Raw genomic sequence first — 26,216 nt, 5'->3', positions numbered from 1 at the left:
CCGAGCGATCCGAATGAACGGAAAGACGGAACGCGGCGAACGGGCGAAGGAAGCCGGCAGCCCGCCGTCGAAATGATTCCATGCAGAGCGACAATAATCGAAAGGCGGGCTGACGATGACAACGGAAACGAATCCGCGCGTCGTGCCGACGGCGAAGCAATTGGCGTTTCAAGATTGGGAATTCGGGCTTTTTCTGCATTTCGGGCTGCGCACGTTCTATGAGGGGTACGCGGATTTCGACGAGCGGCCGATGACCCCGGAGGCCTTCGATCCGGCTCGGCTGGACTGTGAGCAATGGATCCGCGCGGCCAAGGAAGCGGGGATGAAGTACGCGGTGCTGACGGCGAAGCATCACGACGGATTTTCCAACTGGCCGTCCAAGTACAGCCGGTTCACGGTCGCGGCTTCGCCGTGGAAGGACGGCCGCGGCGACGTCGTGCGCGACTACGTCGACGCCTGCCGGAAGCACGGCTTGAAGGCGGGGCTGTATTATTCGCCTTTCGACGGCTCGGCCGACTTTTACACGCAGGACGCCAAGGCGTACGACGATTACTTCGTCAACCAGATCACGGAGCTGCTCTCCGAATACGGCGACATCGACATTCTGTGGTTCGACGGCTGCGGCTCCGAGGACCACGCATACGATTGGAACCGGATCATCGGCACGATCCGCGGGCTGCAGCCGGAGATTCTGATCTTCAACATGGGCGATCCCGACTTCCGCTGGGTCGGCAACGAGGACGGCATCGCGCCGGTGCCGTGCTGGAACGTCGCGGATTCCGCGGACTTCTCGATCTACACGGAGGAGAAGGAACGGTTCGGCGAGCGGCTGTGGCTGCCGGCGGAATGCGACGTGCAGATGCGGGCGAACGGCAAGAGCTGGTTCTACAGCGACGAAGACGAGCATCTCGTCAAGAGCGTCGACGAGCTGATGGGGCTCTACTACTTGTCCGTGGGGCGCGGCGCGAATCTGCTGCTCAACATCGGCCCGAACCGCGAAGGCCTGTTGCCGGCCAAGGATACCGCGCATCTCGCGCGCTTCGGCGAGGAGATCCGCCGCCGCTTCGGCTCGCCGCTCGCGACGCTCGCGGACTTCGCGCGGGAGGGCCGCCAGTGGCGGTACGACGCGGAGAAGCCGCAGCTGATCGACCACATTATCCTCCAGGAGGAACTGGCGGGTGGCGAGCAGGTGCAGGCGTTCACCGTGTCGATCGTGTCGGCGAAGTCCCGCCGGCTCGTCGCGATCTACGAAGGCCGCAACATCGGACATAAAGCGATCGTCCGCATCCCGGCGGTCAAGGCCGCCGGCGTCATCGTGGAAGTGACGTCGAGCGAAGGGGAGCCGGCGCTGCGCGGGCTTTCGGTCCATTACGCGGGCGACCCGGCGCTGGCGTTCTAGAGGCGCGGGGTACGGGCAATCGGGCATAACGAAGGCGTCTGCCGTTATCGGCAGACGCCTTTTTTCGCGTGCATGCGCGCCGCGCCCTTACGCGTCCGGCGAGCTCTCGTCCACGATCCGGTGCCCGTGCGTGTACACGTTCATTTCCTGCCCGCGGATGAAGCCCGCGCAGGTAATGCCGAGGTCGTCGGCGAGCTTCAGGGCGAGGTCCGTCGGCGCGGACTTCGACAGCAGGAAGCCGACGCCGATCTTCGCCGCCTTCAGGACGACCTCGGAGGAGATCCGGCCGCTGAAGGCGATGATCTTGTCCGCGACGGGCATGCGCGCCCGCAGGGCATAGCCGAACAGCTTGTCGAGCGCGTTATGCCGGCCGATGTCGGTGCGCGCGGCGAGCAGCTCCGTCGCCGTGCAGAGCGCGGCGTTGTGCACGCCCCCGGTCAGCCGGAAGTCGGCGGACTCGAGCTGCAGCAGCCGCATGAGCGCCATGCACTGGCCCGGCGTCAGCGTCATCCGCGTCATCGACGTCCGCGCCGTGCGGGCGTCGCTGCGAAAATAAAACTGCCGGCTCTTCCCGCAGCAGGAGCCGATGAACCGCTTCGCGTAGTCGTCCTTGCCCGTCGACTGCGGGCGGTGCAGCGACGCGTACGCGTAGCCGCGCGCCTCGTCGATCCGCAGCTCTTTCACGTCCGCCGCTTCGAGGATGATGCCCTCGGACGCGAGGAAGCCGATCGCGAGCTCCTCCAGATCCGTCGGCGAGCAGACGATCGTGGCGAATTCTTCGCCGTCCACCTCCAGCGTCAGCGGGTATTCCGACGCGATGTCGTCCTCCCGCTGGATGGCTGCGCCGTCCGCGTACTTGCGGATCGGCCAGGTCGTTACGATACGGGGCAGCATGCCGTCTCCTCCTCTCCTGTCGCCGGGCCTCGGCCGGCGTCCGTTCCGCGAGGCGCCGCGCCCGCGCGGCGCCGTCCGTCATGTCGACGCATGGCGGCCCTCTTCTTCGTCCGCTTCATGGTCCAGCTCGGCGATGCGCTTCTCCACGTAGCGGGTATCCTTCAGCGCATGGTACGTGTCCGCGCGCTCCAGGACGACCGCCGCGTTGTATTCGGGGATGCCGGCATGAGGTTCGTACACCTTCTTCGGAATGAGCGCGTTGCATTCGGGCCAGAAGAGCTCCAGGTTGCCCGGCGCGACGGAGGCGAATTTGGCCCGGCCGTGGAACGTGCCGCTGGCATTGTAGAGCACGACCGGGTCGCCTTCCTTAATGTCGTGCTTCGCGCCGTCGTTTGGGTGCATGAGCACGTCGTACCGGTCGGCCCCGTTGAACGCGTCCTTGTCGCTGTAGATCATCGAGTTGAACTGCTTGCCCCGGCGCGAGGTCACGTAGAAATGTCCCTCGGGCTTGCGCAGCTCCGGCAGCTCGATCGGCAGCAGCTGGCCGCGGCCGTCCCGCGTCGGGCAGACGCCCCCTTCGCACAGCCACGCGCCGCCCCATTGGAACACGTCGCCGCGTTCCTTCAGGAACTGGATGCCGTCGTAATTGGGCGCGGCGAGCGCGATTTCCGAGCGCAGCGCCTGGGCGCTCCGGAAGACGACCGCCTTGGCGCGCTCCGGATACACCCGGGATGCCAGGTCGCCGTAGATGGCCCATTCCGCGCGCGCTTCCTCAATGCGGGGACCGGCGATCTCCGGCGAGAAATACACCATCCGCTCCGTGGAGGTGGACGTGCCGCCGCCCGGCTGCTCGTAGCGGGTCATGGCCGGGAGGACGACGACCGCCTCCCGCGCGTCGGCGAGCGTCGACGTGTTCAGGACGATGTCCTGGTGCACGCGGATGTCGACCGCCTCGAGGCACGCGCGGACGAAGTCCGGGTCCGGCATCGTCTCGAGGAAATTGCCGCCGGAGGTGTAGAACACCTTCAGCTTCCGTTCGTGGTCGTCCGGCAGCATCGCGTTCTCCAGCGTGACGCCGACGATGTCGCCCTGCCAGCGCGGGAGCGGGAAGCCCCAGACGCCTTCGATGCGCGGGATGTCCATCCCCTTGAATTCGCCGCCGGGCAGGCTGAACGGATCGGCCCCCATCTCGCCGGAGCCCTGCACGCCGCTGTGGCCGCGAATCGGCATCAGGCCGCAGTGCTCGCGGCCGAGGAAGCCGCGCAGCAGCGCCAGGTTCGCGACCTGCGAGATGTTGTCCGTGCCGAAGCGGTGCTGCGTCAGCCCCATGCTCCAGACGAAGACGCCGGACTTCGCGGCCGCCAGCAGCTCGGCGAATTCGGTCATCCGCGCGCGGGTCAGGCCGGAGGAGCGCTCCAGCTGCGCCCAGTCCTGGCGCTGCGCGTGCGCGCGAAGAGCGTCGTAGCCGTTCGCGTGCTCGCGGACGAACGCATGGTCGACCGCGGAGCCGGGCTTCGCGGCCTCCATGTCGAACCAATGCTTCATGACGCCGTGCATGAAGGCGATGTCCCCGCCGATGTTGACCTGGTAGAAGTCGTCGGCGAGCTTCGTGCCGAACAGCGCCGATTCCGCGATGGACGGCACCCAGTAGCCGTCCATCGCCGGCTCGCGGTACGGATTGATCACGATGATCCGCGTGCCCTTGCGCTTGGCGGCATACATGTACTTGGTCGAGACCGGCTGGTTGTTCGCGGCGACGCTGCCCCAGAAGACGAGCACGTCCGTGCCGATCCAGTCCTTGTAATTGCAGCTCGACGCGCCGATGCCGACCGACCGCTTCAGCGCCGTCTTGGACGGCGAGTGGCAGATGCGCGAGGCGTTGTCGATGTTGTTCGTGCCGAGGAAGCGGGCGGCCTTGGCCGCCGCGTAATACGATTCGTTCGTGATGCCGCGCGCCGTCAGGTAGAAGGCGAGCTGCTTCGGATCGATGGCGCGGATGCGCGCCGCAATCAGATCGAGCGCCTCGTCCCAGGACAGCCGGCTGAACCGCCGCTCGCCCTTGCGCCGGATGAGCGGGTAGGGCAGGCGGCCGAGCTTCCGCAGCGCGGCGCTGTCGTGTTTGCGCAGCTCGTCGATGTCCGCGTGCAGCACGTCCGGCTTGATGGCCGGCATCGTGTTCAGCCGCAGCAGGTTGAGGCGCGTCGTGCAGACGTGCGGCCCCGCCAGCGTCCGGTCGTGCAGGCCGGACACGCCGAGCGCGCAGCCGTCGCAGACGCCCTGCGTCAGGATGCGGTACGCGTACGGCAGATTGTCGCGGTTCTCCGCCACGACCTTCAGCGTGTCGCGGATATGGTGGGGCTTCACCTTGCCGAGCCCGAACGGCATTTTGCTGACCCACAGCTTGGGATCCGGGCGGCCGGGCAGCTTGACCGGTCCCGTGTGCTTCGTTTTCCCCATCTTAAGCGTCTCCTCTCGAACGTCGGCGGCATGCGGGCGCCGGCGCGCGAACGAGCCGGAAGGGACAAAAAAACCGCGCCGGGGCGCTTTCTCTCCAAGCCGTTGCCAGACCGGAAAAAAATCGTCCCGAACGCGGTTAGTCTCTCGCAGGTTCGCTGCCAAGCGCCAACGCGTGCCGTTATGGGCGGCTTCCGCCGAACTTGCGCTCGATGTCCTGATCGAACACGAAGATCGACATGCCGAAATCCTTATCGATATCGATATCCACGTACAGCTCCAAAAAGCGGGCGCCGAGCAGCGCCTCCATCTCGACCGGCGGGTGGTTGCGGTAAATGTCCTTCACCCACTGCGTGCGCGCTTCGCGCAGCATCTGCTTGCCGTCGTCGGCCGTCGCGATGAACTTCTCCACGGGGGAGAGGTTGCCTTCCATCTCGCAAATCGCCCAATGCTTGCAGAAGGTCGTCGTGATGCGGCCGGGGCCTTTGCCCATGTGGCGCTTGCGGAAGGCTTTGACCAAATTGCTGAATTCCGCTTCCGCCTTGTTCATTGCCATGCACCTCGTTTGTCCGCAGAACCGGTGACAGGAGCGCTGTTCCGTGCCGTGCGGCGTCTGTTCAACGCGCAGCTTCCCTTACTGGTTTCATTCTGCTTGGATTCTAGTTCAATCTTAGCAAGAAAGCGCAACCATGGCAATGCATCGGCCAGGCTTAAAAAGCCGCCGCGAAGAGCGAGACGCAGAGCGGGACCAGGGAGAGGAGGAGCAGGAAGGCGAGCGCGGCGCCGAGCCGCTTTCGCCGGCTGCCGGTACTCGCCAGCGTGAGGTCCGCGAAGAAGAAGAGCGCCGCGCACAAGGCGCCGAGCCAGCCGCCGCTCAGGGCGCCGAACAGCAGCGGCAGCGCCCAAAAGCCGCAGAGGGCGTGCAGCAGCAGCGAGATCGGGGCGTGCGGGCGGCGATGGAGCAGCCGGAAGAGCGTCAGCTCGATCAGCATGGAGCAGGCGACGCCGTAGACGAAGTTGAACGGCGCGGCGTAGAGCAGCAGCAAGAAGCTGCCGAACAGCCAGGATGTCAGCGCATCCGCCCAGGACGGGCTGCCGGACGCGAAATGGAATAACGCGGGGAGGAAGACGGCGGAGATCGCCGTCGCGACCGCGGCGGCCGCCAGCTTGCGGCCCAGCCAGGGCAGAATGTGCCGGGAGAGAGGGACGGTCGGGTCGGCCATGGGAGTCACTCCTTCGGGAAGGTTTGTTTCCAGCATAGCGCCGCCCCGCGCGCGCGGAGAGTTCTAACTTTCGTGGTACCCTCGAGGCGCCGGCATGCGTTTCGCGCCGATTTGTGGTACCATTTTTTCAGAAAAACGCATTATCGTAGGGGGATTACCGTTCATGATCGCATTAGCTTACGCCCTGCTCTGCATGCTGGCGCGCAAGCCCTGCTCGGGGTACGAGCTCACGAAGCTGCTGCAGGTCTTCTGGCAGGCGCAGCACAGCCAGATTTATCCGCTGCTCGCGAAGCTGGAGAAGGAGGGACTGGTCACCTTCGAGCTCATCGGCCAGACCGGCAAGCCGGACAAGAAGCTGTACAGCATCACGGACGCCGGCACCGGGCGCCTGCGCGCCTGGATCAAGGAGCAGCCGCCGTCGGATATTCTCGAGCGCGACGAATTCCTCATTAAGATCTACGCGATCGGCCTCCTGGATCCGGAGACGGGCCGCAAGCTGTTCCTGGAACGACGCGAGGCGCTGCTCGCCCGGCTGGCGCGCATGCAGGAGGGCATGAAGGGCATGGAGGAGGACGAGGATCCGCCCGTCGCGGACATCGCGTCCAAGCAGTTCGGCCGCTACCTGCTCTACGAGCGGCGGATGCGCCTGCTGCGGGAAGAGGTCGGCTGGATCGATTGGGCGCTGCCCTTGTTCAAGCCGTCGTCCGCGCGGCCGCGGCCGGAGGAGTGACGCCGCGGTTCCGGCGGCGCTTCCCGCCGGCCGCTGCTCGCCCGCGCGCCTCGGCCCGATCCCGCTCGGGGCCGCCCGGCCGCCAGGCCAAGGCGGTTCTCCGCGCGCGAATCCCCGCCGTCGCAAAGGCCCGTCTTTCGAACGCGCCCGCGATGGCCGCGACGACGTGCCGGAAGCCGGAATTTTTGTATTGAGTTTCCCTCGCGAATCCGGCAAACTGTTGTCAGGCTTCACGCAAGCGACCAACCGGGGGAATGGGGTTCGAGGAGAGACATGAGAGAGATGAAGAAGCAGGAACGCAGATGGATGCATTATGCCGGGCTGGCCGTCGTCGCCGCCGTCTGGGGCGCGAATTTCGGGGTATCGCGAAAAGGGATGGAGACGTTCGATCCGGTGCTGTTCTCGTTCCTGCGCTTTTCGCTCGCGCTGCCGTTCTTCTTCCTGCTGCTGAAAGCGCGGGAGGGCAGCGTCGGGCTGCCCGCGAAGGAGCTGCCCCGCCTCGCGGTGCTCGGCTTGTTCGGCGTGACCGGGCTCGAGATCGCGGTCATGTATTCCATCAAATACACGACGCTCGCGAACGCGTCGCTCCTGAACGTCGCGCCGTGGCCGATTTTCGCCGCGCTGTTCGGGCCGCTCTTCCTGCGGGAGCGGATCACGCCGCGCCTCGTCGCGGGCGGGATCGCCGCCATCGTCGGCGTGTGCTTCATCATTCTCGGCGGCGGGGAAGGCTTCGACCTCTCGTCCGGCCACATGACCGGCAACCTGCTCGCCTTGGCCGTCAGCGTCGTGGGCGCCTTGTTCAACCTGGCCTGCATGCCGCTCATGCAGCGCTACTCCGCGCTGCGCGTCAGCACCTGGTATACGGCGTTCGGCGTGCTGTTCATGTTTCCGTTGACCCTGCCTTCCTGGGGCAAGGTCGAGTGGGCCGCGCTCGGCGGCAGCGAGTATACGGCGATCCTGTTCAACGTGTTCGTCTGCACCGTCTTCGCCTTCGTCGTCTGGAACGCCGGCATGTTCAGCATCGGCGCCGCGCGGGCGAATTTCTTCCGCTACGTCGTGCCGGCTTCCGCGGTCGGGGCCGGTTATCTGTTCTTCGACGAAGCGTTCAGCGGCTGGCAGCTGGCCGGCACGGCCTTCATGGCGGCCGGCCTGCTGTGGATCGGCATCGAACGCCGCGAGCCGGCGTCGATCGGCGCCTGAGCGGGCGCGCGTCGGCGCCCATAGAAATTGGACGACCCCCGCTTCGTAACGAAGCGGGGGTCTTGTATGTGCAAGCAGAGCGTAGCGCCGGGTATTACCTGCAGCGCTGCCCCGATATAGTTAAGCGTAACCGCCATGTCTTCCTACTTTCATAAACATGCACGAAAGCGACGATAGCCCGACCTCTCGATCGTCCTTGCGGTTCCTAGACCGCGCCAGTGGTGAATCCGTGTTCCTTCAAGCAGCCGTGTTAAAAGGAATTAAACTGCGGTGATTCGTGGAGGGTAAATCACATCAATTCGAGGAAAAACCAGAGGTTACACTTGATACGATTCATCATTATACGCGCATAACCGTAATCCGTCAAGCCGCGGCCGCGCCGGCGCGCATGACAAACATGCCGCGAAACGGGTGACACTTGTCATGCGAAACGCATTACGTTCATGCGTACCGGGAGGCCGGCGCCGGCGGTAGAATGAAATCATCAAGAACGCGAAGGCGGGAGTGAACGAGATGAAACCAGCAATTCAGTTAACCGGCGTGAGCAAAATCTACAAGGACAAAAAAGCCGTCGACAATTTGACGCTGTCGATCGCGGAAGGCACGGTCGTCGCGCTGCTCGGCCCGAACGGCGCCGGCAAGACGACGACGGTGTCCATGATCCTCGGCCTGCACAAGCCGACGAAGGGCACGGTCAAGCTGCTCGGCGGCGATCCCGGCGACGCGCGCGTCCGCGACCGGATCGGCGCGATGCTGCAGGAAGTCAGCGTCATCGACGGGCTGAAGGTCGGCGAGAGCATCAACCTCTTCCGCAGCTATTACGAGAAGCCGCTGCCGCTCGATTACCTGCTGAAGGTATCGAACCTCGAAGCCGAGAAAGATAAACTCGCCTCCTCGCTCTCGGGCGGCCAGCAGCGCCGGCTCGGATTCGCCCTCTCGCTCGCGGGCGACCCGGACGTCATCTTCCTCGACGAGCCGACGGTCGGCATGGACGTGACGTCCCGCCAGCTGTTCTGGGACACGGTCCGCGCCATGGCCGGCAAAGGCCGGACGATCGTGCTGACGACGCACTACCTCGACGAGGCGGACAGCATCGCCGACCGCATCGTCGTCATCAACAACGGCCGGATCATCGCCGACGGCACGCCGGGCGAGATCAAGTCGGATACGACCGGCCGGGTCGTCTCGTTCGTGGCCGGTCCGTCGGTCACGACGGACGCGCTGCACCGGCTGCCGGGCGTCACGGACGTCGAGTGGAGCGGGCGCAAGGTCAAAGTGTTCAGCCGCGACACCGACGGCCTGATCCGGGCGCTCGTCGAAGGCAAGTTCGATATGCGCGACATCGAAATCCACAGCGGCGGACTGGACGACGCGTTCCAGGCGCTCGTGGAGCAAGCCAACTAAGGCGCTTCGGACATTCGGCTTGACGGAACGAAAGGCGAGATCGCAACATCGCATAGCCCACCCTCATTTAGGAGATGAATACGAATGAATCAAACGATGCTTCGGGCGACGGTCGCCCAATGCAAGGCGGAATTGCTGCGGACGGTCCGCAATAAACGGTTCGTCATTTTCTCGGTCATCATGCCGGTCGTCTTCTACTTCCTCTTCTCGAGCACGATCGGCAACCAGGACATCGCCGGCACGAACTTCAATGCGTACTACTTGATGTCCATGACCTGCTACGGCATCATCGGCGCGAGCTTCACGACCTTCAGCATGCGGCTCGCCCGCGAGCGTTCCCAAGGCTGGATCCGGATGCTGAAGATCACGCCGCTCCCTTCCTGGGCATACATCGTCTCCAAGATCGGCGCGCAGGCGCTCATCAACCTGTTCATCATCGTCATGATGTTCCTCATCGGCGGCTTCGGCAAGCATCTCGACCTGCCGGCGTCGACCTGGCTCTCGTGCGGTCTGTGGATCTGGATCGGCGGCATGTCGTTCATGGCGCTCGGCACGCTCTTCGGCTCGATGCGCAACCCGGACGCGGTGCAGGTCGTCAGCATGATCGTCTACATGGGCATGTCCGTGCTCGGCGGCCTGTGGATGCCCATCACGACGATGTCGAAGACGATGCAGGACATCGCCAAGGCGCTGCCGACCTATCGGCTCGGCCAAGGCGCGTGGAACATGCTTGCCGGCGGCACGGTCGACTGGGCTGGCATCGGAATTTTGGCTGCATACGTGGTCGTGTTCATGGTAGTATCTTCTTATATCATGAGAAAGCAGGAAGCGGTGTAATCCATGTTCAAATTCGCCAGGCGGCCCGCATCGGGACCGCCTCTCGTCTTTACGCTGGTCTGGCTCGTCTATCTGGTGTTCCCGCTCACGGCGCTGTTCCAGCTGCCCGCGGTGCAGATGATCGAAGGCCTGGGCGTCGTCGTCGTCTTCGTCGCGCTGTACGTCGGCGGCTACTTCCTGGACCGCTGGCGGATCGTCTCCGTGTTCGGCCTCATCGCGATCACGCTGCTGTTCTGCCTGAAGTTCGACGCGAGCGGCATCTATCTGGCGTTCTACGCGTCGCCGCTCGTCGGGCAGCTGCGGAAGCGCTGGGAGCTGATCGCCGGCTATGTCCTGATGCTGGGGCTGTTCGGGTTCAATATCGTCTATTGGCAGGTGTATCGCGATCCGGACATGATGGTGCAGCTCTTCCCGGCCATGGCCGTCATGCTGCTCATGCCGATCGGCTTCAAGCTGGGGCAGCGGTCGAAGGAGCTGCGCAAGAAGCTGAACCTCGCCAACGAGGAGATCGCGCGGCTGTCGAAGAACGAAGAACGGCAGCGCATCTCCCGCGACCTGCACGACACGCTCGGCCATACGCTGTCGCTCATCACGCTGAAGAGCGAGCTGGCCGAGAAACTGATCATGAAGAACCCCGAGCGCGCCGCGCAGGAAGTGAAGGACATTCAGATGACGTCGCGCGCCGCCTTGAAGCAGGTCCGGGAATTAGTATCGGGCATGAACGCGGTGACGATTCGCCAAGAGGTCGACCATGCCAAGCAAATTCTGGCCGCCGCGGGCATCTTCCTCGAGAAGCGGGGCGAGCTGGCCGAGGCGGCGGCGCGCGACGGCGGTACGGTCTCGCCGGAGGAAGAGGCCGCCTTCGCGGGCGAATCCCCGCGCTTCGGCGTCGCGGCGCAAGGGAGCGAGAGCGATGCCGAGCGCTTGAGTCCGTCGCCGCTCATCGACAACATCCTCGGCATGTGCCTGCGCGAGTCGGTCACGAACGTCGTGAAGCACAGCCGGGCCCGCGTCTGCACCGTGGATCTGCGGCGGGAGCCGGGCGTCCTGCGGATGACGGTCGAGGACGACGGCGTCGGGCTGCCGGACAAGGGCAAGGACGAAACGGCCGCGGGCTGCAACGGCATGAAGGGGATGCGCGACCGGCTGAAGCTGATCGAGGGCGTGCTCGCGGCGGAGCGGCCGCTCGCGGAGCGCGGAACGCGGCTCGTCTTCACGGTGCCGCTCGTGGATAAAGCAAGGGAGGGCGCATAGGCCATGAAAGTCATCGTAGCGGAAGACCAGGGCATGCTGCGCGGCGCGCTCAGCGCGCTGCTCGACCTGGAGGACGACATCGAGGTCGTGGCCCAGGCGGAGGACGGCCGGCAGGCGCTGGAGCAGATCGAGCGGCTCCGGCCGGATATTTGCGTCATGGACATCGAGATGCCGCACATGAGCGGACTCGACGTCGCGGAGAAGCTGAAGGAGCGGGGCCATGCGTGCAAAGTCGTCATTTTGACGACCTTTTCGCGTTCGGGGTATTTCCAGCGGGCGATGAAGGCGGGGGTTCGCGGCTTCCTGCTCAAGGATTCGCCGATCGACGAGCTGGGCGCGGCGCTGCGGACGGTGCACAAGGGCGGCCGCGCGGTCAGCCCGGAGCTCGCCCTGTCGTTCTTCGAGAGCGAGAACCCGCTGTCGGAGCGCGAGCGCGAGGTGCTGCGCCTGGCCGCGGAAGGGCTCTCCGCGGGCGATATCGCCGGCAGGCTCTACCTGTCCGCGGGGACGGTGCGCAATTACCTGTCCGAGGCGATCCAGAAGCTGGAGGCCAAGAACCGGATCGACGCGATCGGCATCGCGGAGAAGAACGGCTGGCTGTAGTACGGACATTTCGGGGAACTCACAAAAAAACAGTCCGACGCGAAAATAAAGCGGCCGACTGTTTTTTTGTTTTGCCGCACGATCGCATCCGCCAACCCGAACAATCAGAATATCGTCGGTACCATTCCGCCGTCCATGCGGATCGGAGAACCACTGAAGGCGGAGGCCATCGGGCTGCAGATGAACGCGGTCAAGCGGCCGATCTCCGCGGGCCGGATAAACCGTTGGATTTCGGATTGAGGCAGGTGCTTCGCCATAAAATCCTTCTCTTTCGCCTCGAAGGCCATTTCTTCGTTCGCATACGCGCTTTCGATGATCTGCCGCACGTTCTCGGAGAGGGTCGGTCCCGGCAAGATTGCGTTCACGGTCACCTCGGCGCCGCGGGTCAGCTTGGACAAGCTCCGGGACAGCGACAACAGCATGGATTTGGTCACGCCATATTGAGGCATCTGGCCGGAAGGCATGACGGCTTCTTCGCTCGCGATGAAGACGATGCGGCCGAATTCGCGGTTCAGCATGGCAGGCAGATAAAACTTGGTTAAGCCGTTGGCGGCCAAAACGTTGGTGCGGATGTACTTCTCCCATACGTCATCGTCTACATCGTCATAGGCCATGATCTCGTAGATGCCCGCGTTGTTGACGAGAATATCGACGCAAGGGTACCTCGCGAGCAAAGCTTCTCTTTGCCGCGCATCGGCGAGGTCGGCCGCCGCGTTCCGCGGTTCCGTCTCCGGGAACGCCGCTCGGATCTCCGCGACCGTGCGCGCGACGTCGTCGTTGTTCCGGCCGTTGACAAGCACGTGAACGCCTTCCCGGGCGAGTTCAAGGGCAATCGCTTTTCCGATGCCTCGGGTCGATCCCGTTACTAAAGCCGTCTTATTCGTTAATCCCATCTCCATCTGCTTGTACTCCTTTTGTCTAGGATAGGGATTAGGATACTTCACTTCGCCTGCCCGGTAACTAGCGCGGAACGTCAACGTTCTTGCGCGGCGCGCCAATTGGCGGGGGTCTCCCCTTCCCACGAGCGGAACGCGCGATAGAACGAATTCTGGTCCTCGTAGCCGACGAGAAACGCGATCTCTTTGATCGCGAGCGACGGGTCCGCCAAGTAAGCGAGCGCCCGCTCGTGCCGGGTTTGCGCCAACAACCGCTTGAAGTTCGTGCCTTCGTCCGTCAGTCTGCGCTGCAAGGTGCGATCGCTCATGCCCAGCTCGAAGGCGACGGTCGGGATATCGATTGGCCCTCGCGCGAGGAATCGGGACAAGGTCTGCTTCACTAAAGCGCTTATGGCGGGCGGGTTCCGTCGTTCATCCAGCGTACGGTCCAAGGCGGGAGTCAGAATCTCGAGAAGCTCTTCGTTGTGCGAAGCGAAGGGACGGTCCAGATCGTCCCGATTCAGCGTTAGCCGGTTGCGGTCCGCCCCCGTCCGAACGCGGCAGCCGAAATAATCTTCAAGGGCGCGAACGTCGCCCATGGAAGGGATGATTTCGACGGAACGAGCCGTCAGGCGACGGCCGGTTCCCCGGCGCCCGAGCTCGAGCAGGTAGGCGAACGTGATGCCGACGAGCACCGGCGGTCCGGGTTGCCCGGCATCCCGCCACGCCAATTCTATCGAGCACTGCCCGCCGTCTTCCCGCATGCGCAAGTTTTCCGGGGGACAAAGCTGCTTATAGCGCGCCATGCGGTTCAGCGCGTCCCGGTAGTCGCGGGCGTGGAAGGTCGCCAAGGCGGCCGGCGGATAGTGAGCCGTTTCGTACGCGGTCGCAAGCTTGACGATTCCCGCGGCGGCGCCGCCGATTAGATCGGAATAGGCCTGCCAGATCGCGTAATAGCGGGCGGCCGTGACGAACGGTTCGTCGATGACGGATCGCGCTAGACGGGCTTGGATCGCTACGTCAACGGGTTCCACCCCGATGCTTCTTAAGCTTGTCCAGAAGCCCGGCGCGATCTTGATGCGGTCTGCGGAAGGAGCGTTCATGGCTGTCGACCTCCTAAGACAACGTCCAATCGCATACGGTCCGCGGTGCCCGCGGACCATCGATGCTTCCGAGTATAGCTTAACCGTCGGGCGGCGTCATCTTGGGTCTTTTTGACACCTCGCCGGCCTGTCGATGCCGGCGCCGTTCCGCAGCGCAACCCGGGACTGCCCCAGGCGGCCGCGACTAGGCCGTTCGGGGCATTTTCGCGTCCGGCGGATTCAAAATATTGTAAATCGCGGCCGCGCATGTGGTAAGCTAGGGACGAAATGCTAGATTCATAGCGTTGGCGAGAAATCGAGAGATTCCTAGCGAACACGCGGGAGGGTACGGAAACGGATGCAGAACCGGAAGCGGATACAGAAGCAGCTGCAAATGGGGAAACGGAAGACGGAACAGAGACAGAAACCAATACGGACGCCAATGCGGATACGAACGCGCGGCATGGGGATCGCGCTTATCTTGATCGTCGCGCTGCTGGCGGGACAGCTGGGCTGGCCGGCCCGGCCGGCGGCCGCGGCGGCGGCGGGCGCGCCGAGCTCCTGGGCGAAGGCCGAGATCGACGCGGCCATCGCGAGCGGGCTCATTCCGTACGGCCTGACGAACAGCTACCAGCTGGCGCTCACGCGCCAGGAATTCAGCGATATGGCCGTGCAGCTGTACGAGGTGCTGACCGACCAGGAGGCGCCGGCGCCGGGCGCCAATCCGTTCAAGGACACGAGCAGCGCCGGCGTGCTGCGGGCGTACGCGCTCGGCATCGTGAAGGGGACGGGCGCGCATACCTTCTCGCCCAAGGCGACGGTGACGCGCGAGCAAATCGCGCTCATGCTCTATAACACGCTCGCCAAGGCGGGCTTCCGCGACGAGCTGGCTTCGGGCGCGGCCGGGACGGCCCCCGTATTCGCGGACGCGAAGCAGCTGGCCGACTGGTCGCGCGAGGCGGTCGGCTTGCTGGCGGCGAGCGGCGTCATGAAGGGCGACGGCACGGGCCCGTACGCGCGCTTCCTGCCGAAGCAGACGACGACGCGGGAGCAGTCCATCGTGCTCGTGTACCGGATCTTCGAGCGGTTCGGCTCGTACTTCGTCCGGAGCGAGGCCGACCTGCTGGGCGCGCCGCTGCAGACGAAGCCGGTCGTCATCAAGGACGAGCGGGCGGGCATCGTCGACAAGAAGGCGCGCGAGATTCTCGCCGAGATCGTCAAGCCGGGCATGACGGAATACGAGCGGGAGCTGGCGATCCACGATTATATTTTGCTGCACGCGGCTTACGATTACGACAATTACCGCAAGGACACGGTGCCGGCCGATTCCTACACGATGTACGGTCTGCTGGTCGACGGCGTCGCCGTCTGTCAAGGCTACGCGTACACGGCCCAGCTGCTGCTGCGGATGGCGGGCATCGAGGCCTACTACGTGCGGGGCACGGCCGGGGGCGGCGCGCATGCATGGAACAAGGTCAAGATCGAAGGCAGCTACTACAACCTGGACGTCACCTGGGACGATCCCGTGCCGGACCTGGAAGGGCGGGTGGCGTACGGATACTTCAACGTCACGGACGCGGAGCTTCGCCGGGACCACGTATGGACGGACAAGCTGCCGAAGGCGACCGCGCAGGCGTACAACTACTACGTCTACAACGGGCTGGTCGCGGACACGCCGGCCGCGTTCGAGGCGCGCGTCGACGCCGCGATCGAGGCGGGCGAGGAGACGATCACGCTCAAGCGGACGTACGCCGACCCGAACGGCGAAGATTTTTGGAACGCCATGATCACCAAGCACGACAACGTCCGGTCTTATGCCTATACGCTGGACAACAGCGGCGTGGTGACGTTCCGGTTCGCGTACGATTGAGCGGGGGACCCTGCTTTTTGATTGGGGGCGGCTTCGGGTGATACACTAGTTGAAAACGGCTTTGCATTGGAGTGCGTGCATCATGATTCGTATACTTGCCGCTACGGAGGACAAGCGGATGGTCCAGCTGTCCTCGCTCGAAGAACTGAAGGACTACGCGGTTACCTGGTTTTGGGTCGACTTCATGGCTCCGTCGGCCGAGGAGGCGCTGCTGCTGGGGGAAGGGCATTTTCACTTCCATCCGCTCGCGATCGAGGACTGCCTGTACTATTTGCAGCGCCCGAAATTGGACCATTACGACGACGTCCACTTCCTCGTCCTGCACGCGATGTCGGCGGACACGCTGGAGACGCAGGAGGTCGACCTGTTTCTCGGCCCGAACTACCTGGTCAGCTATCACAAGCACCCCCGCCGCGAGCTGCTGCGCGCCTGGGAGAAGGTGCTGCATAAGCCGCATTGGGAGACGCACGGCTGCATCCATGCGGCGTATGTCGTCATCGACGAGCTGGTGGACGAATATTTTCCGGCCGCTCAAGCGATCGAGGATCAGATTCTGGAGTTCGCGACGGGCTCGAACGACCAAGGCACCAGGCAGAAGCTTGAGCAGGTGTTCGACATGCGGAACCGGCTGCTGAAGCTGCGCAAGACGGTCCTGCCGATGCGCGAGCTGCTGTACCGGATCCAGAACACGCAGCGGATCGAAAACCTGAACCGCTACCAGATGTTCTTCACGGACGTGTACGACCATCTGCTGAAGCTGGCCGAAATCGTCGAGTCCAACCGCGAGATGACGTCGGATCTGCGCGACCACTACATGTCCCTCAGCGCCAACCGCATGAACACGATCATGAAGACGCTGACGGTCATCACGGTCATTTTCATGCCGCTGACGTTTATCGCCGGCGTCTACGGCATGAATTTCGAGAATATGCCGGAGCTGAAGTGGCATACCGGCTACTACGGCGTTCTCATCATCATGGGAATCGTGGCGCTCGGCATGTTCGCATGGTTTAAGGTGAAAGGCTGGTTCGACTGACGCGCGCATAAGATGACCGCCGCTTGGGGAACGTAGGACTACCGATACCCGAGGAGGCGAGTCACATGTCAAGACGCAGCAGGCGCAAGCATCTCGTGCCCGGCGCGGACGCCGCGATGAGCGCGTTCAAGGCCGAGGTGATGCGGCGGGAAGGGTTCGTCGTGAACCCGAGCCGGCCGGACGACGTGAAATTCGAGGTGGCGCAGTCGCTCGGCATCCCGCTCGAGCGGGGCTACAACGGCGACGCGTCCACCGAGCGGATGGGCCAGATCGGCGGCCAAATCGGCGGCTCGATGGTCAAGGAGCTCGTGCGCATGGCGCAGGAGAAGCTGGCCAAGCAGCAGCCGTAAGGCGGCGGCAGTTTGGCAGCCTTATGATGACGGCCTTTTTCGCTCAAGCGGCGAGAGGGCCGCTTGAGCGGCTATCGTTTCGGAAGAAATTCCGCGGCCGCAATTCGAAATCGTCATCCGTATCGATACGCAACTCTTGCCGTCATCATGCAGTCATGATGCCGATCGTCAAACGATGAAGCCAAGCCGTCCGGGCAGCCGGGCGGCTTTCGCGCGTCCGGGACGGTTATCGTTCGGGCGGCGCAGGACACGTATTACCTTGCCCGGGCTTTTCAGCTAAAATTCAGATTTCTTTCATTTTTGCTTCAGCAAGGGCGGCTACACTGAACGTATCTTAGTTCAATGGGGGTTGTTTGCCTATGCCCGCGGCTATTCTTGTCATTGAGGACGACCAGGCGATCCAGGAGCTGATCGCGGAGTTTCTGCGTGCCAAGCAGTACGACGTCGACGTGGCCGAAGACGGCTTGGAAGGATGGGAGAGGTTCCGGGCCGGGACGTACGATCTCGTCATCCTCGATCTGATGCTGCCGACGCTGGACGGCTACACGATTTGCCGGCGCATCCGGGAGAAGGGCGATACGCCCGTCGTCGTGCTGACGGCGCTCGGCGAGGAGAAGGACCAGCTGCGCGCCTTCGAGGAGGAAGCGGACGATTACATCACGAAGCCGTTCTCCTTCCACGTGCTGATGAAGCGGGTGGAGGCGGTGCTGCGGCGGACGCGCGGCGCGCAGTCCGGGGAGCAGCTGTGGGGCGGCCGGCTGCGGCTCGATGCCGACGCGTACAAGGTGTTCGTGGACGGCAAGCTCGTGGAGACGACGACGAAGGAGTTCGACATCCTGAACACGCTGATCGCGAACGCCGGCCGCATCATGACGCGGGACATGCTGCTCGATAAAGTTTGGGGCTACGATTATTTCGGCGATTCCCGGATCGTGGACGCGCATATCAAGAACATCCGCAAGAAGCTCGGGATCTCCGTGATCCGCACGGTGAAGGGCGTCGGGTACGCGCTGGAGTCGGAGCTGGCCGGGGTAGGCGGATGATCCGGCGCAAAGGGATCCGGTTCAAAATCTTCCTCGTCACGACGGCGCTGCTCGTCGTCTCGGCGGTGCTCATCTACCTCACGCTGTATTTCATGCTGCCGAGCTACTACCGCTACATCAAGCAGTCGCGGCTCGAAAGCGGCGTCAACGAGCTGGTCCGCGCCGTGGACGGGCGGTCGGCGGAGGACGGACTGCCGCGGATCGCGGCGTTCGGGCAGGAGCATAACGCCGTCATGATGCTGCGGGACAAGGACGGGGGCGGGTACTACATTCCGCCGAACTTCCGCTCGTTCAAGGGCTGGTTGTCCGACGGCTCCGGCGTTGGCGGCTTCCCGCTGCTGCGCAAGCAGATGGAGACGGGGCGGTTCGTGGACCGCGGCGGCGGACCGGGGGCGGCGGGCGGCGATCGCATCCTGAGCGCCGAACGGCAGGTCGCGTTCGCGGGCAGCGACGAACCGTTCACGCTGTACGTGGATGCGCCGCTGCAGCCGATCGGCGAGGCGGCCGACGTCATCCTGCTGTTCCTGCCGTACATGCTCGTCCCGATCCTGCTGATCGCCATCGGGGGCGCGTTCATCTACGCCCGGCTGATCGCGCGGCCGCTGCTGTCGTTGAACGGCGTGGCGCACCGGCTCGCGAAGCTCGATTTCACGGCGACGGAGCCCGCGCTCAAGTCGCGCGACGAGCTCGGCGAGCTGTCGCTCAGCCTGAGCAAGCTGGCCGTGAACCTGCAGTCGACGATGGGCGAGCTGCAGGACGCGAACGCCCAGCTGAAGAGCGACATCGAGCGGGAGCGGGAGCAGGAGGCGAAACGGCGGGAGTTCGTGGCGACGATCTCGCACGAGCTGAAGACGCCGATCACCGCGGTCAGCGGCCAGCTCGAGGCGATGATCGCGGGCGTCGGGCCGTTTCGCGACCGGGACACGTACCTGCGCAAGTCGTACCGGATCATGCAGGACATGGACAAGCTCGTGCACGAGATTCTGGAGCTGTCGAAGCTGGAAAGCCGCGATTTCCGGCCGCTCATGCGGAAGGTGGACCTGTCCGAGCTCGTGCGGGAATCGATGGACGGCATGAGCTACCTGGCGGGCGTGAAGCAGATGGAGCTGGCCTGCGAGCTGCCGGAGGAAGCGATGATCATTGCCGACGAGCGGCTCATCTCGAAAGCCGTGTCGAACATCATCACGAACGCGGTGCAGTATTCCGGCGAAGGCGAGCGGGTGTACGTGCGGCTCGTGGAGGAGCGCCGGGCGGCCGGCGGGGCGGCGGGAACGCCGGACGAGGCGTTCGGCGGGCATGGAGGCGCGAAGGCGGCGGCGGCCGGTTCCGCCGGCGCGACGCTGGAAGGCACGACGGCGTCCGAGCTGCTGGACGACCTCGAGGCGGCGCCGCTCCGCTACCGGCTGGAGGTGCTCAACACCGGCGTCCAGCTGGACGAGGCGAAGCTGCCGCGCTTGTTCGAGCCGTTCTTCCGCGCGGAGCAGTCGCGCAGCCGGTCGACGGGCGGCAGCGGGCTCGGGCTGTACATCGTCAGCAAGGTGCTGGACGCGCACGGCGCGAAGTACCGGATCGGCAACACGCCGGAGGGCGTGCGCTTCGACGTGCTGCTGCCGGGCGCGGCGTAGCTTGGGTATGGGGAGACCCCCGCTTGTCCGCGGTCGTCGCGGGCGGGCGGGGCTTTTTTGCGGTTAGGCCGCTAATAAGTCGGGAGGGGAGGGGAGGGGAGAGCGGGCGCTGTTAGGCGGACAGGAGAGCCGCTATTTACGCGAATGGGCGTCAAATCCCCGTTTCGCGGACACGGGAGCGCTTATTGGCTTGTTTGGCAAGCTATTAGGCCTCGAAATGGTGCAATAGCGGAACGTGTGGCCGTTTCAATGGCGATAAGCCCGTTTTCGCGCAAATAACGGCTCTGGTGGCCGCGAAAGTTCGCGATTAGGTGTCCGTCGCGCCTCGCGAGTGCCCAGCGAACCCCGAGAGCATCCGCGGTACTTGCCCGTGCCGCCAGCGTACAAGAGCCCGCCGCGGCTTGCGACGCTCTTCCGCCTCGATAGGAAAGCTCCGCGATTCCTTTGGATCCGGGGCTTTTTGGCGTTTGTCGCCCTTCGGGCCGCGGCGAGTACGTGTGCATACGAGTGCCCGCGATTGGCGACTAGGGCGGCAGGGCGGATGAACTAGGCGGACCTGCAGGCGGTGGATGCATATGGGGATGCGGAGGTACTAAGATGCGGCGGCCGGGCGCCGGGCGCAAGCATGGCCAACAATGGGGCGCGGCTAAAGCTCCATGAATTCCAGCCGGTTGCCGAACGGATCGTTCGCGTAGAAGCGCCGCACGCCTTCTTCTCCGCGCGCGTCGTCGGGCGTAACGGCATAGCCGCGCGCGGCAAGGCGGGCGATCAGCGCGTCGAGCCCGCGGACCGCGAAGGCCGGATGCGCCTTCGTCGCCGGCGAGAAATCGCGCTGGACGCCGATGTGCACCTGATGCGCGCCGCAGCGGAACCAGACGCCGCCGCGCCGCGCGAGCGGCTCCGGCTTCGGCAGCTCCGGCCAGCCCAGCACGCCGCCGAAAAACGCCCTTGCTGCCGCCTCGCAGCCCTTCGGCGCGGCAAGCTGAACGTGATTGATGCCGAGGAACGAGAATGTCATGAACAACGCCTCCTAACGAAGGATGATTTCAAGGTATGGTGTTATCGTATGATTTCATGGTTTGGAGTTATCGAATGTTTTCAAGGTATGGTGTTATCGTATGATTTCATGGTTTTGAGTTATCGAATGTTTTCATGGTTTGGATTCCGTATGATTTCATGGTCCGGTTTCACGGAATGGTTTCATTGTATGAAATTTAGTTTCGTATAATGATAGTATATTCGTTGAGCGGCAAGTTGCGCAATCGGAGCTACACTGGTCAGGAGCGAGCGGACGCCGTCCAGAAACCACGCACCGGCACGCAGCAAAAAAAGGGACGGGAGGTCGTCTTACGACCTGCCATCCCTTCCTCGTTCGACCTGCCATCCCTTCCGCCTTCGCCCTTCCGTCCCTTCCTCGTCTCGCGCTTTAAACCACCTTCAAGCGAATCACGTTCCACGACGCTCGGCCTAGCCGCGCCTGCACCGCGCCGCCGTCGGCTTCGGCGCCGCCGCGCGCGTGCGGGGCCACGCGGTCCGGCGCGTCCTGCGTGTTCGCCGCCTTCAGGTCGTCGCTCTCGAGCACGAGATGCTCCAGCACGCGGCAGGCGCCGAAGCTGCGCAGGTCGATCTCGAGCGGCAGCGCTTCGCTCAGGTGACGGTTGACCGCGAAGACGGTCACTTCGCCGGCTTCCGCGTTGTGCACCGCGACCGCGTCGAGATACGGCACGTCGGTGTAGTCCTTCGCGTCGTACTTCGGCGACGAGACGAGCGGCACCAACGCCGTGCCGCGGCCGAACAGGCTCGCGTGCATGTACGGGAAGTAGATCGTCTGCTTCCAGGCGCCGCCGCCGTTCGCGGTCATGATCGGCGCGATGACGTTGACGAGCTGCGCGAGGCAGGCCATCTTCACCCGGTCCGCGCACTTCAGCAGGCTGATGAGCATGCTGCCGACGAGCAGCGCGTCTTCGTGGTTGTAGACGTCCTCGAGCTGCGGCGGCGCGACCGACCACGGCTCGATCCGGGCGTCGGCGTCGTTGGAGTGGTACCAGACGTTCCATTCGTCGAAGGAGAGGTGAATCTTCTTCTTGCTCCGCTTCTTCGCCTGCACGTAGTCGGCCGTGGCGATGACGGAGTGGATGAAGCTGTCCATGCCCATGGATTGGGCGAGGAAGTTCGCCGTATCTTTGTCGCGGTTGCCGTAATATTGGTGCAGCGACAGGTAGTCCACCTGGTCGTAGCACAGCTCGAGCACCGTCCGCTCCCACTCGGGGAAGGACGGCATGTTCAGGCTGGAGCTGCCGCAGGCGACCAGCTCGATGGACGGGTCGACCCAGCGCATGACCTTCGCGCTCTCGGCCGCGATCCGGCCGTATTCCGCGGCGGTCTTCGCGCCGATCTGCCACGGGCCGTCCATCTCGTTGCCGAGGCACCACGTCTTGATGCCGTGCGGCTGCTTGTACCCGTGCGAGACGCGCAGATCGCTCCATTGCGAGCCGGACGGATGGTTGCTGTATTCCACGAGCTGCCGGGCTTCTTCGGGGCCGCGCGTCCCCAGGTTGACCGCCATCATCGGCTCTGAATTCGCCTTGCGGCACCAGTCGACGAACTCGTTCAAGCCGATCAGGTTCGGCTCGACCGTGCGCCAAGCGAGCTCCAGCCGCTTCGGACGCAGCTCGACCGGCCCGACGCCGTCCTCCCAGTTGTAGCCCGAGACGAAATTGCCGCCGGGATAGCGGACGATCGGCACGTCGATGCCTTTCACGAGCTCCAGCACGTCGGTCCGGAAGCCCTGCTCGTCGGCCGACGGATGGCCGGGCTCGTAAATGCCGCCGTACACCGCCCGCCCCAAATGCTCGATGAACGAGCCGTAGAGACGTTTATCGACCTCGCCGATCGTAAAATCCTTATCCACGATCATCGTCGCTTTCATTGCCATGGAACCCACCTCGTCAATTAAATTAATATTGTTGTTAACCAATTAACATAATAGCGCTTGCAACCCTATTAAACCCTATCCCGAAGTCTCGTAGCAAGCTTTTCTTTTGCTTCGTTCTGAATTAATATAAAGGTTAACTTGAATGGATGGAGCGGTGAGAAGCAATGATACGCGCGAATTTGGACCGGAAATGGCTCCCTCTCTACGAAGCGCTCGCGAGCGACGTCCGCCTGCGCATCCTGGAGCTGCTGTCGGAGCAGCCGATGAACGTGAAGGAGCTGGCCGCGGCGCTCGGCCTCAGCAGCGCCATCGTGACGATGCACACGAAGAAGCTGGAGAAGGGCGGCCTGATCCGCACGAAGCTCGTCCGGCGGGGCGGCGGCACGCACAAGATCTGCTCGCTCGCCGTCAGCCGCGTCGAGCTGTCCCTGCCGCAGCCGGAGGGACAGAAGCGGGAATGCCAGGAGATCGCCGTGCCGGTCGGGCATTACACGGATTTCGAAGTGCACCCGACCTGCGGGCTCGCCACGACGGAGCGGATCATCGGGCAGTTCGACGACCCGCGCTATTTCATGGAGCCGGAGCGGATGCACGCGCAGATCCTCTGGTTCGGCAAAGGCTTCGTTCAATACCGGATTCCGAACTACGTCCTCCCCGGCCAAGCGCTGGAGGAGATCGAAATCTCGTTCGAGATCGGCTCGGAGGCTCCCGGCGTGCAGGCGGACTGGCCGTCGGACATCCACTTCTACCTCAACGACACGCTGCTCGGCGTCTGGACGAGCCCCGGCGATTCCGGCGACGGCCGCGGCCGGCTGACGCCTCCCTGGTGGACCGTCAACCAGTACGGCTGGCTGAAGGTCGTCCGCGTCACGAACGACGGCACCTTCATCGACGGCCAGCGGCTGTCCGCCGTGACGCTGCGGGACATCGTCCGGGCGCGCAACGACTGGCAGCTGCGCTTCGAGGTGCCCGAGGACGCGGAGCATGTCGGCGGCCTTACCCTCTACGGCGAGGGCTTCGGCAACTACAACCAGTCGATCCTCTTCCGCACTTACCGCAGCGCGGGAATGGAAGGCTGAGGACATGCAAAACATGCAAAACATGCACGGGCCGGAACGACCGGTTTTTCTCTATCCGGTCGCCTCGCACGAGGACGAGCGGGACTTGTTCCTGCTGGAGATGCGCGCGCTGTTCGGCGCCGAACCTGTCGACGGTTGTGTGATATCCGATAAAAACGTCGATCCGAGCCGAAGCCCGTTCATCCGCGGCCGGCTCGCGGTCACGGCGTCCGGCGGGCGTCCCGAGGACATCGCCGCCTATGCCGCGGACGCCGTGCGGCTCGAGGGCCGGACGTTCAAGGTGACGTTCGTCTGCGGCGAGCCGGACTACGACGCGCAGCGCGCGGCCGAGCGGACGATCGGCTGGCGGATCGCCGGCAAAGCCGAGATGCGCCGGCCGGAGCGGCTGTTCGGGGTCGCCTTCGCGCGGGGGCGCTATTGGTTCGGGGAGTACGCGAAGAGCGAGGCCGCGTGGCTGAAGCACAACGATAAGCCGCAGCCGTATTCCACGGCGCTCGGCACGCGCGTCGCGCGGGCGGTCGTCAACCTCGCCGTGCCGGACATCCGCGCGGGCTTGCGCGCCGTCGATCCGTGCTGCGGCATCGGCACGGTGCTGATCGAGGCGCTGTCGATGGGGATCGACATCGTCGGCTACGACGTGAACCCGCTCGCGCTGAAGGGCGCGCGGCTCAATTTGGCGCATTTCGGCATGCCGGACGTCGTGAAGCTCGCGGACATGACGACGCTTGCGCCCGGTCCGGAAGGGCCGTGCGACGCGGCGGTGCTCGACCTGCCGTACAATCTGTGCTCCGTGCTGCCGGAGGACGAGCGGCTCGCCATGCTGCGCGCCGCGCGCCGGCTCGCGCGCCGGGTCGTCGTCGTCACGACGGAGACGATCGACGCCGCCTTGGCGCAGGCGGGCCTGCGCGTCCTGGACCGGGCCGCGGTCCGCAAGGGCAAGTTCGAGCGGCACGTGCTGGTGTGCGAGGGCGAACGAGCGAAGCGGCAAGGCGCCGATGAAGCACGGGTGCGGTGAAGCAGCGACGAGGCTGCGAACTACGGCGTACCGAAATCGTGTTTCGAATAACAAACGGTTAAAATAAACATTCCAAGTAAGCGTGCCGAATAACATGCTTCAGCGATTTCGAATAAGCGGGGCCTCCCCGGAACGGGAGGCTTTTTTGCCGTTCGCCGTGACGAAACGCGGCGAATTTCTTCCATAATTATGCGATTCGCCAAATCCTTCCGGTTTTCGCCCTCGCCCGGGACCAACGGCCTTCCTTTTTCCGGGATTCCCTTGTCGGCCGGGCCGGGCAGCAGTACACTGGAATCAATAACGCAATACTGTTACTTGTTGGGACCGACAGATACGGGGGGATTCGCAACGTGTACAAATTGCTGATCGTGGACGACGAGAAAGAAATTCGCGAGGGCCTCGCTTCCTGGTCCTGGGAGACGGTCGGGATCGAAGTGGCGGGCACCTGCTCGCATGGATTGGAAGCGCTTCAATTCGTGGAGGAGCGTCCCGTCGACATCGTGGTGACGGATATCCGCATGCCGTTCATGGACGGCATCGAGCTGATGACGTCTATGAACGCGCGCTATCCGTTCATCCGGGTCGTCATTTTGTCCGGCTACAGCGATTTCGAATACGCCCAGAAGGCGCTTCAGTTCGGCGCGATCGATTACTTGCTGAAGCCGCTGCAGTTCCAGATGCTGCGCGATACGTTCGCGCGCGCCGTGGAGCGGCTGCGCGAGGAGAAGCAGGCCGAGCTCCGCGTCTCCGTGCTGAAGCGCAAGGCCGAGCTGCTCGCGAAGGTGCTGCGCGACGATTTCCTGCGCCGCCTGTTCCAGGAGCCGCTCTCCGAGGCCGATCTCGAGGAGGGCTGCGCGGGCGGCGAGGTGCTGCTCGAAGGCGGCAGCTTCACGGTCGCAATCTTCCGGCCGGACCGGATCGCGGCGGGCGCGCGGATCGGGGACAAGGAGCGGCGGCTGCTCGCGTTCTCGCTCGACAACATCCTGGCGGATCTGTGGGAAGGCAAGGAGCTCGGCTACCATTGGGTGAACGGGCAGACGGGCGAGGCGTACGTGCTGTGCGCGAAGCCCGAGGCCGAGCGGCATTTCGCCGAGCTGCTTCCGATGTGGCGCAAGTACCGGGGGCTGTTCAAGTCCGCCTTCTCCGGCGGCATCGGCCATGCGGCGGCGTCGCCCGCCGGCATCCATCTGTCCGCCCGGGCGGCGGCCGCGGCGCTCGCGGCGAACGCCGAGGAGGGGACGCTCGCGGCCGCGCCGCCCGTCGACGCCGCCTTCCGGCCGGAGCCGGCGGAGCCCGCGACCCGCGAAC

At 64.3% G+C, this 26,216-nt stretch carries 23 protein-coding genes; 15 read left to right on the top strand and 8 right to left on the bottom strand.

Annotated elements, in window-relative coordinates; translation table 11 throughout:
* The first annotated feature begins 115 nt into the window (after positions 1–115).
* Positions 116–1,399, top strand: a complete 1,284-nt coding sequence (locus I8J29_RS15465; RefSeq protein ID WP_208848451.1) for an alpha-L-fucosidase — start codon at positions 116–118, stop codon at positions 1,397–1,399.
* Positions 1,400–1,486: 87 nt separating this feature from the next.
* On the opposite strand, the gene fdhD is transcribed toward I8J29_RS15465, so the two are convergent.
* The 4 genes from fdhD to I8J29_RS15445 all read right to left on the bottom strand — a co-directional run bounded on the left by fdhD (position 1,487) and on the right by I8J29_RS15445 (position 5,970).
* Complete coding sequence (gene fdhD, locus I8J29_RS15460; RefSeq protein ID WP_208848450.1) at positions 1,487–2,293, bottom strand: formate dehydrogenase accessory sulfurtransferase FdhD; 807 nt, start codon at positions 2,291–2,293, stop codon at positions 1,487–1,489.
* A 78-nt stretch (positions 2,294–2,371) separates the two neighbouring features.
* Positions 2,372–4,750, bottom strand: a complete 2,379-nt coding sequence (locus I8J29_RS15455) for an FdhF/YdeP family oxidoreductase (protein ID WP_208848449.1) — start codon at positions 4,748–4,750, stop codon at positions 2,372–2,374.
* Positions 4,751–4,928: 178 nt separating this feature from the next.
* Complete coding sequence (locus I8J29_RS15450; protein ID WP_090639304.1) at positions 4,929–5,297, bottom strand: Na-translocating system protein MpsC family protein; 369 nt, start codon at positions 5,295–5,297, stop codon at positions 4,929–4,931.
* 160 nt (positions 5,298–5,457) lie between these two features.
* The gene (locus I8J29_RS15445) at positions 5,458–5,970 is read right to left on the bottom strand and encodes a hypothetical protein (RefSeq protein ID WP_208848448.1); all 513 of its coding nucleotides are present in this window, start codon (positions 5,968–5,970) and stop codon (positions 5,458–5,460) included.
* Positions 5,971–6,133: 163 nt separating this feature from the next.
* On the opposite strand from I8J29_RS15445, the gene I8J29_RS15440 reads away from it, so the two are divergent.
* The 6 genes from I8J29_RS15440 (at position 6,134) to I8J29_RS15415 (ending at position 11,998) form a co-directional block, all read left to right on the top strand.
* Positions 6,134–6,700 carry a PadR family transcriptional regulator gene (locus tag I8J29_RS15440; RefSeq protein ID WP_208848447.1) on the top strand — a complete coding sequence of 189 codons (567 nt, stop codon included), beginning with the start codon at positions 6,134–6,136 and terminating at the stop codon, positions 6,698–6,700.
* 282 nt (positions 6,701–6,982) lie between these two features.
* Positions 6,983–7,900, top strand: a complete 918-nt coding sequence (locus I8J29_RS15435; RefSeq protein WP_208848446.1) for a DMT family transporter — start codon at positions 6,983–6,985, stop codon at positions 7,898–7,900.
* Between the two features lie 513 nt (positions 7,901–8,413).
* On the top strand, positions 8,414–9,304 hold the full coding sequence (locus I8J29_RS15430; protein ID WP_208848445.1) for an ABC transporter ATP-binding protein: 891 nt from the start codon (positions 8,414–8,416) through the stop codon (positions 9,302–9,304).
* An 84-nt stretch (positions 9,305–9,388) separates the two neighbouring features.
* On the top strand, positions 9,389–10,141 hold the full coding sequence (locus I8J29_RS15425; protein ID WP_090639293.1) for an ABC transporter permease: 753 nt from the start codon (positions 9,389–9,391) through the stop codon (positions 10,139–10,141).
* A 3-nt stretch (positions 10,142–10,144) separates the two neighbouring features.
* Positions 10,145–11,395: a sensor histidine kinase gene (locus I8J29_RS15420; RefSeq protein ID WP_208848444.1), complete on the top strand. Its 1,251-nt coding sequence runs from the start codon at positions 10,145–10,147 to the stop codon at positions 11,393–11,395.
* 3 nt (positions 11,396–11,398) lie between these two features.
* Positions 11,399–11,998, top strand: coding sequence for a response regulator transcription factor (locus I8J29_RS15415; RefSeq protein WP_208848443.1), 600 nt, complete (start codon positions 11,399–11,401; stop codon positions 11,996–11,998).
* Positions 11,999–12,102: 104 nt separating this feature from the next.
* Here the strand turns inward: I8J29_RS15415 and I8J29_RS15410 are convergent, their stop codons facing one another.
* Together I8J29_RS15410 and I8J29_RS15405 are read right to left on the bottom strand one after the other, a co-directional pair.
* Positions 12,103–12,897 carry an SDR family NAD(P)-dependent oxidoreductase gene (locus I8J29_RS15410; protein WP_208848442.1) on the bottom strand — a complete coding sequence of 265 codons (795 nt, stop codon included), beginning with the start codon at positions 12,895–12,897 and terminating at the stop codon, positions 12,103–12,105.
* Positions 12,898–12,971: 74 nt separating this feature from the next.
* Positions 12,972–13,976, bottom strand: a complete 1,005-nt coding sequence (locus I8J29_RS15405) for a helix-turn-helix transcriptional regulator (protein WP_208848441.1) — start codon at positions 13,974–13,976, stop codon at positions 12,972–12,974.
* A gap of 442 nt (positions 13,977–14,418) precedes the next feature.
* Here I8J29_RS15405 and I8J29_RS15400 point away from each other — a divergent pair, with 442 nt between their 5' ends.
* The 5 genes from I8J29_RS15400 (at position 14,419) to I8J29_RS15380 (ending at position 19,879) form a co-directional block, all read left to right on the top strand.
* Entirely contained in the window at positions 14,419–15,825 is a 1,407-nt protein-coding gene (locus I8J29_RS15400; RefSeq protein ID WP_208848440.1) for an S-layer homology domain-containing protein, read from the top strand.
* 82 nt (positions 15,826–15,907) lie between these two features.
* A complete protein-coding gene (corA, locus tag I8J29_RS15395) occupies positions 15,908–16,861 on the top strand; it encodes a magnesium/cobalt transporter CorA (protein WP_208848439.1) in 954 nt (317 codons plus the stop codon).
* Positions 16,862–16,926: 65 nt separating this feature from the next.
* Positions 16,927–17,211, top strand: a complete 285-nt coding sequence (locus I8J29_RS15390) for a small, acid-soluble spore protein, alpha/beta type (protein WP_208848438.1) — start codon at positions 16,927–16,929, stop codon at positions 17,209–17,211.
* Positions 17,212–17,570: 359 nt separating this feature from the next.
* Positions 17,571–18,254: a response regulator transcription factor gene (locus I8J29_RS15385; protein WP_208848437.1), complete on the top strand. Its 684-nt coding sequence runs from the start codon at positions 17,571–17,573 to the stop codon at positions 18,252–18,254.
* Positions 18,251–19,879, top strand: coding sequence for a sensor histidine kinase (locus tag I8J29_RS15380; RefSeq protein WP_208848436.1), 1,629 nt, complete (start codon positions 18,251–18,253; stop codon positions 19,877–19,879). Before I8J29_RS15385 ends, I8J29_RS15380 begins: the two co-directional genes overlap by 4 nt.
* 646 nt (positions 19,880–20,525) lie before the next feature.
* Here I8J29_RS15380 and I8J29_RS15375 read toward each other — a convergent pair.
* Together I8J29_RS15375 and arfA are read right to left on the bottom strand one after the other, a co-directional pair.
* Positions 20,526–20,897, bottom strand: coding sequence for a VOC family protein (locus tag I8J29_RS15375; protein WP_208848435.1), 372 nt, complete (start codon positions 20,895–20,897; stop codon positions 20,526–20,528).
* 408 nt (positions 20,898–21,305) lie between these two features.
* Positions 21,306–22,814 (bottom strand): arabinosylfuranosidase ArfA, encoded by a 1,509-nt coding sequence (arfA, locus tag I8J29_RS15370; protein WP_208848434.1) that lies wholly within the window; start codon positions 22,812–22,814, stop codon positions 21,306–21,308.
* 164 nt (positions 22,815–22,978) lie between these two features.
* Between arfA and I8J29_RS15365 the strand changes: the two genes are divergently transcribed.
* The 3 genes from I8J29_RS15365 to I8J29_RS15355 all read left to right on the top strand — a co-directional run.
* Positions 22,979–23,893 (top strand): ArsR/SmtB family transcription factor, encoded by a 915-nt coding sequence (locus I8J29_RS15365; protein ID WP_208848433.1) that lies wholly within the window; start codon positions 22,979–22,981, stop codon positions 23,891–23,893.
* 4 nt (positions 23,894–23,897) lie between these two features.
* The gene (locus tag I8J29_RS15360) at positions 23,898–24,908 is read left to right on the top strand and encodes a TRM11 family SAM-dependent methyltransferase (RefSeq protein WP_240546226.1); all 1,011 of its coding nucleotides are present in this window, start codon (positions 23,898–23,900) and stop codon (positions 24,906–24,908) included.
* Positions 24,909–25,258: 350 nt separating this feature from the next.
* A partial coding sequence (locus I8J29_RS15355) for a response regulator (RefSeq protein ID WP_208848432.1) occupies positions 25,259–26,216 on the top strand: 958 nt, incomplete at its 3' end.

This window comes from Paenibacillus artemisiicola (assembly GCF_017652985.1).
Lineage (GTDB): Bacteria > Bacillota > Bacilli > Paenibacillales > Paenibacillaceae > Paenibacillus_Z > Paenibacillus_Z artemisiicola.
This window is presented reverse-complemented; position numbering and strand designations above follow the sequence as displayed.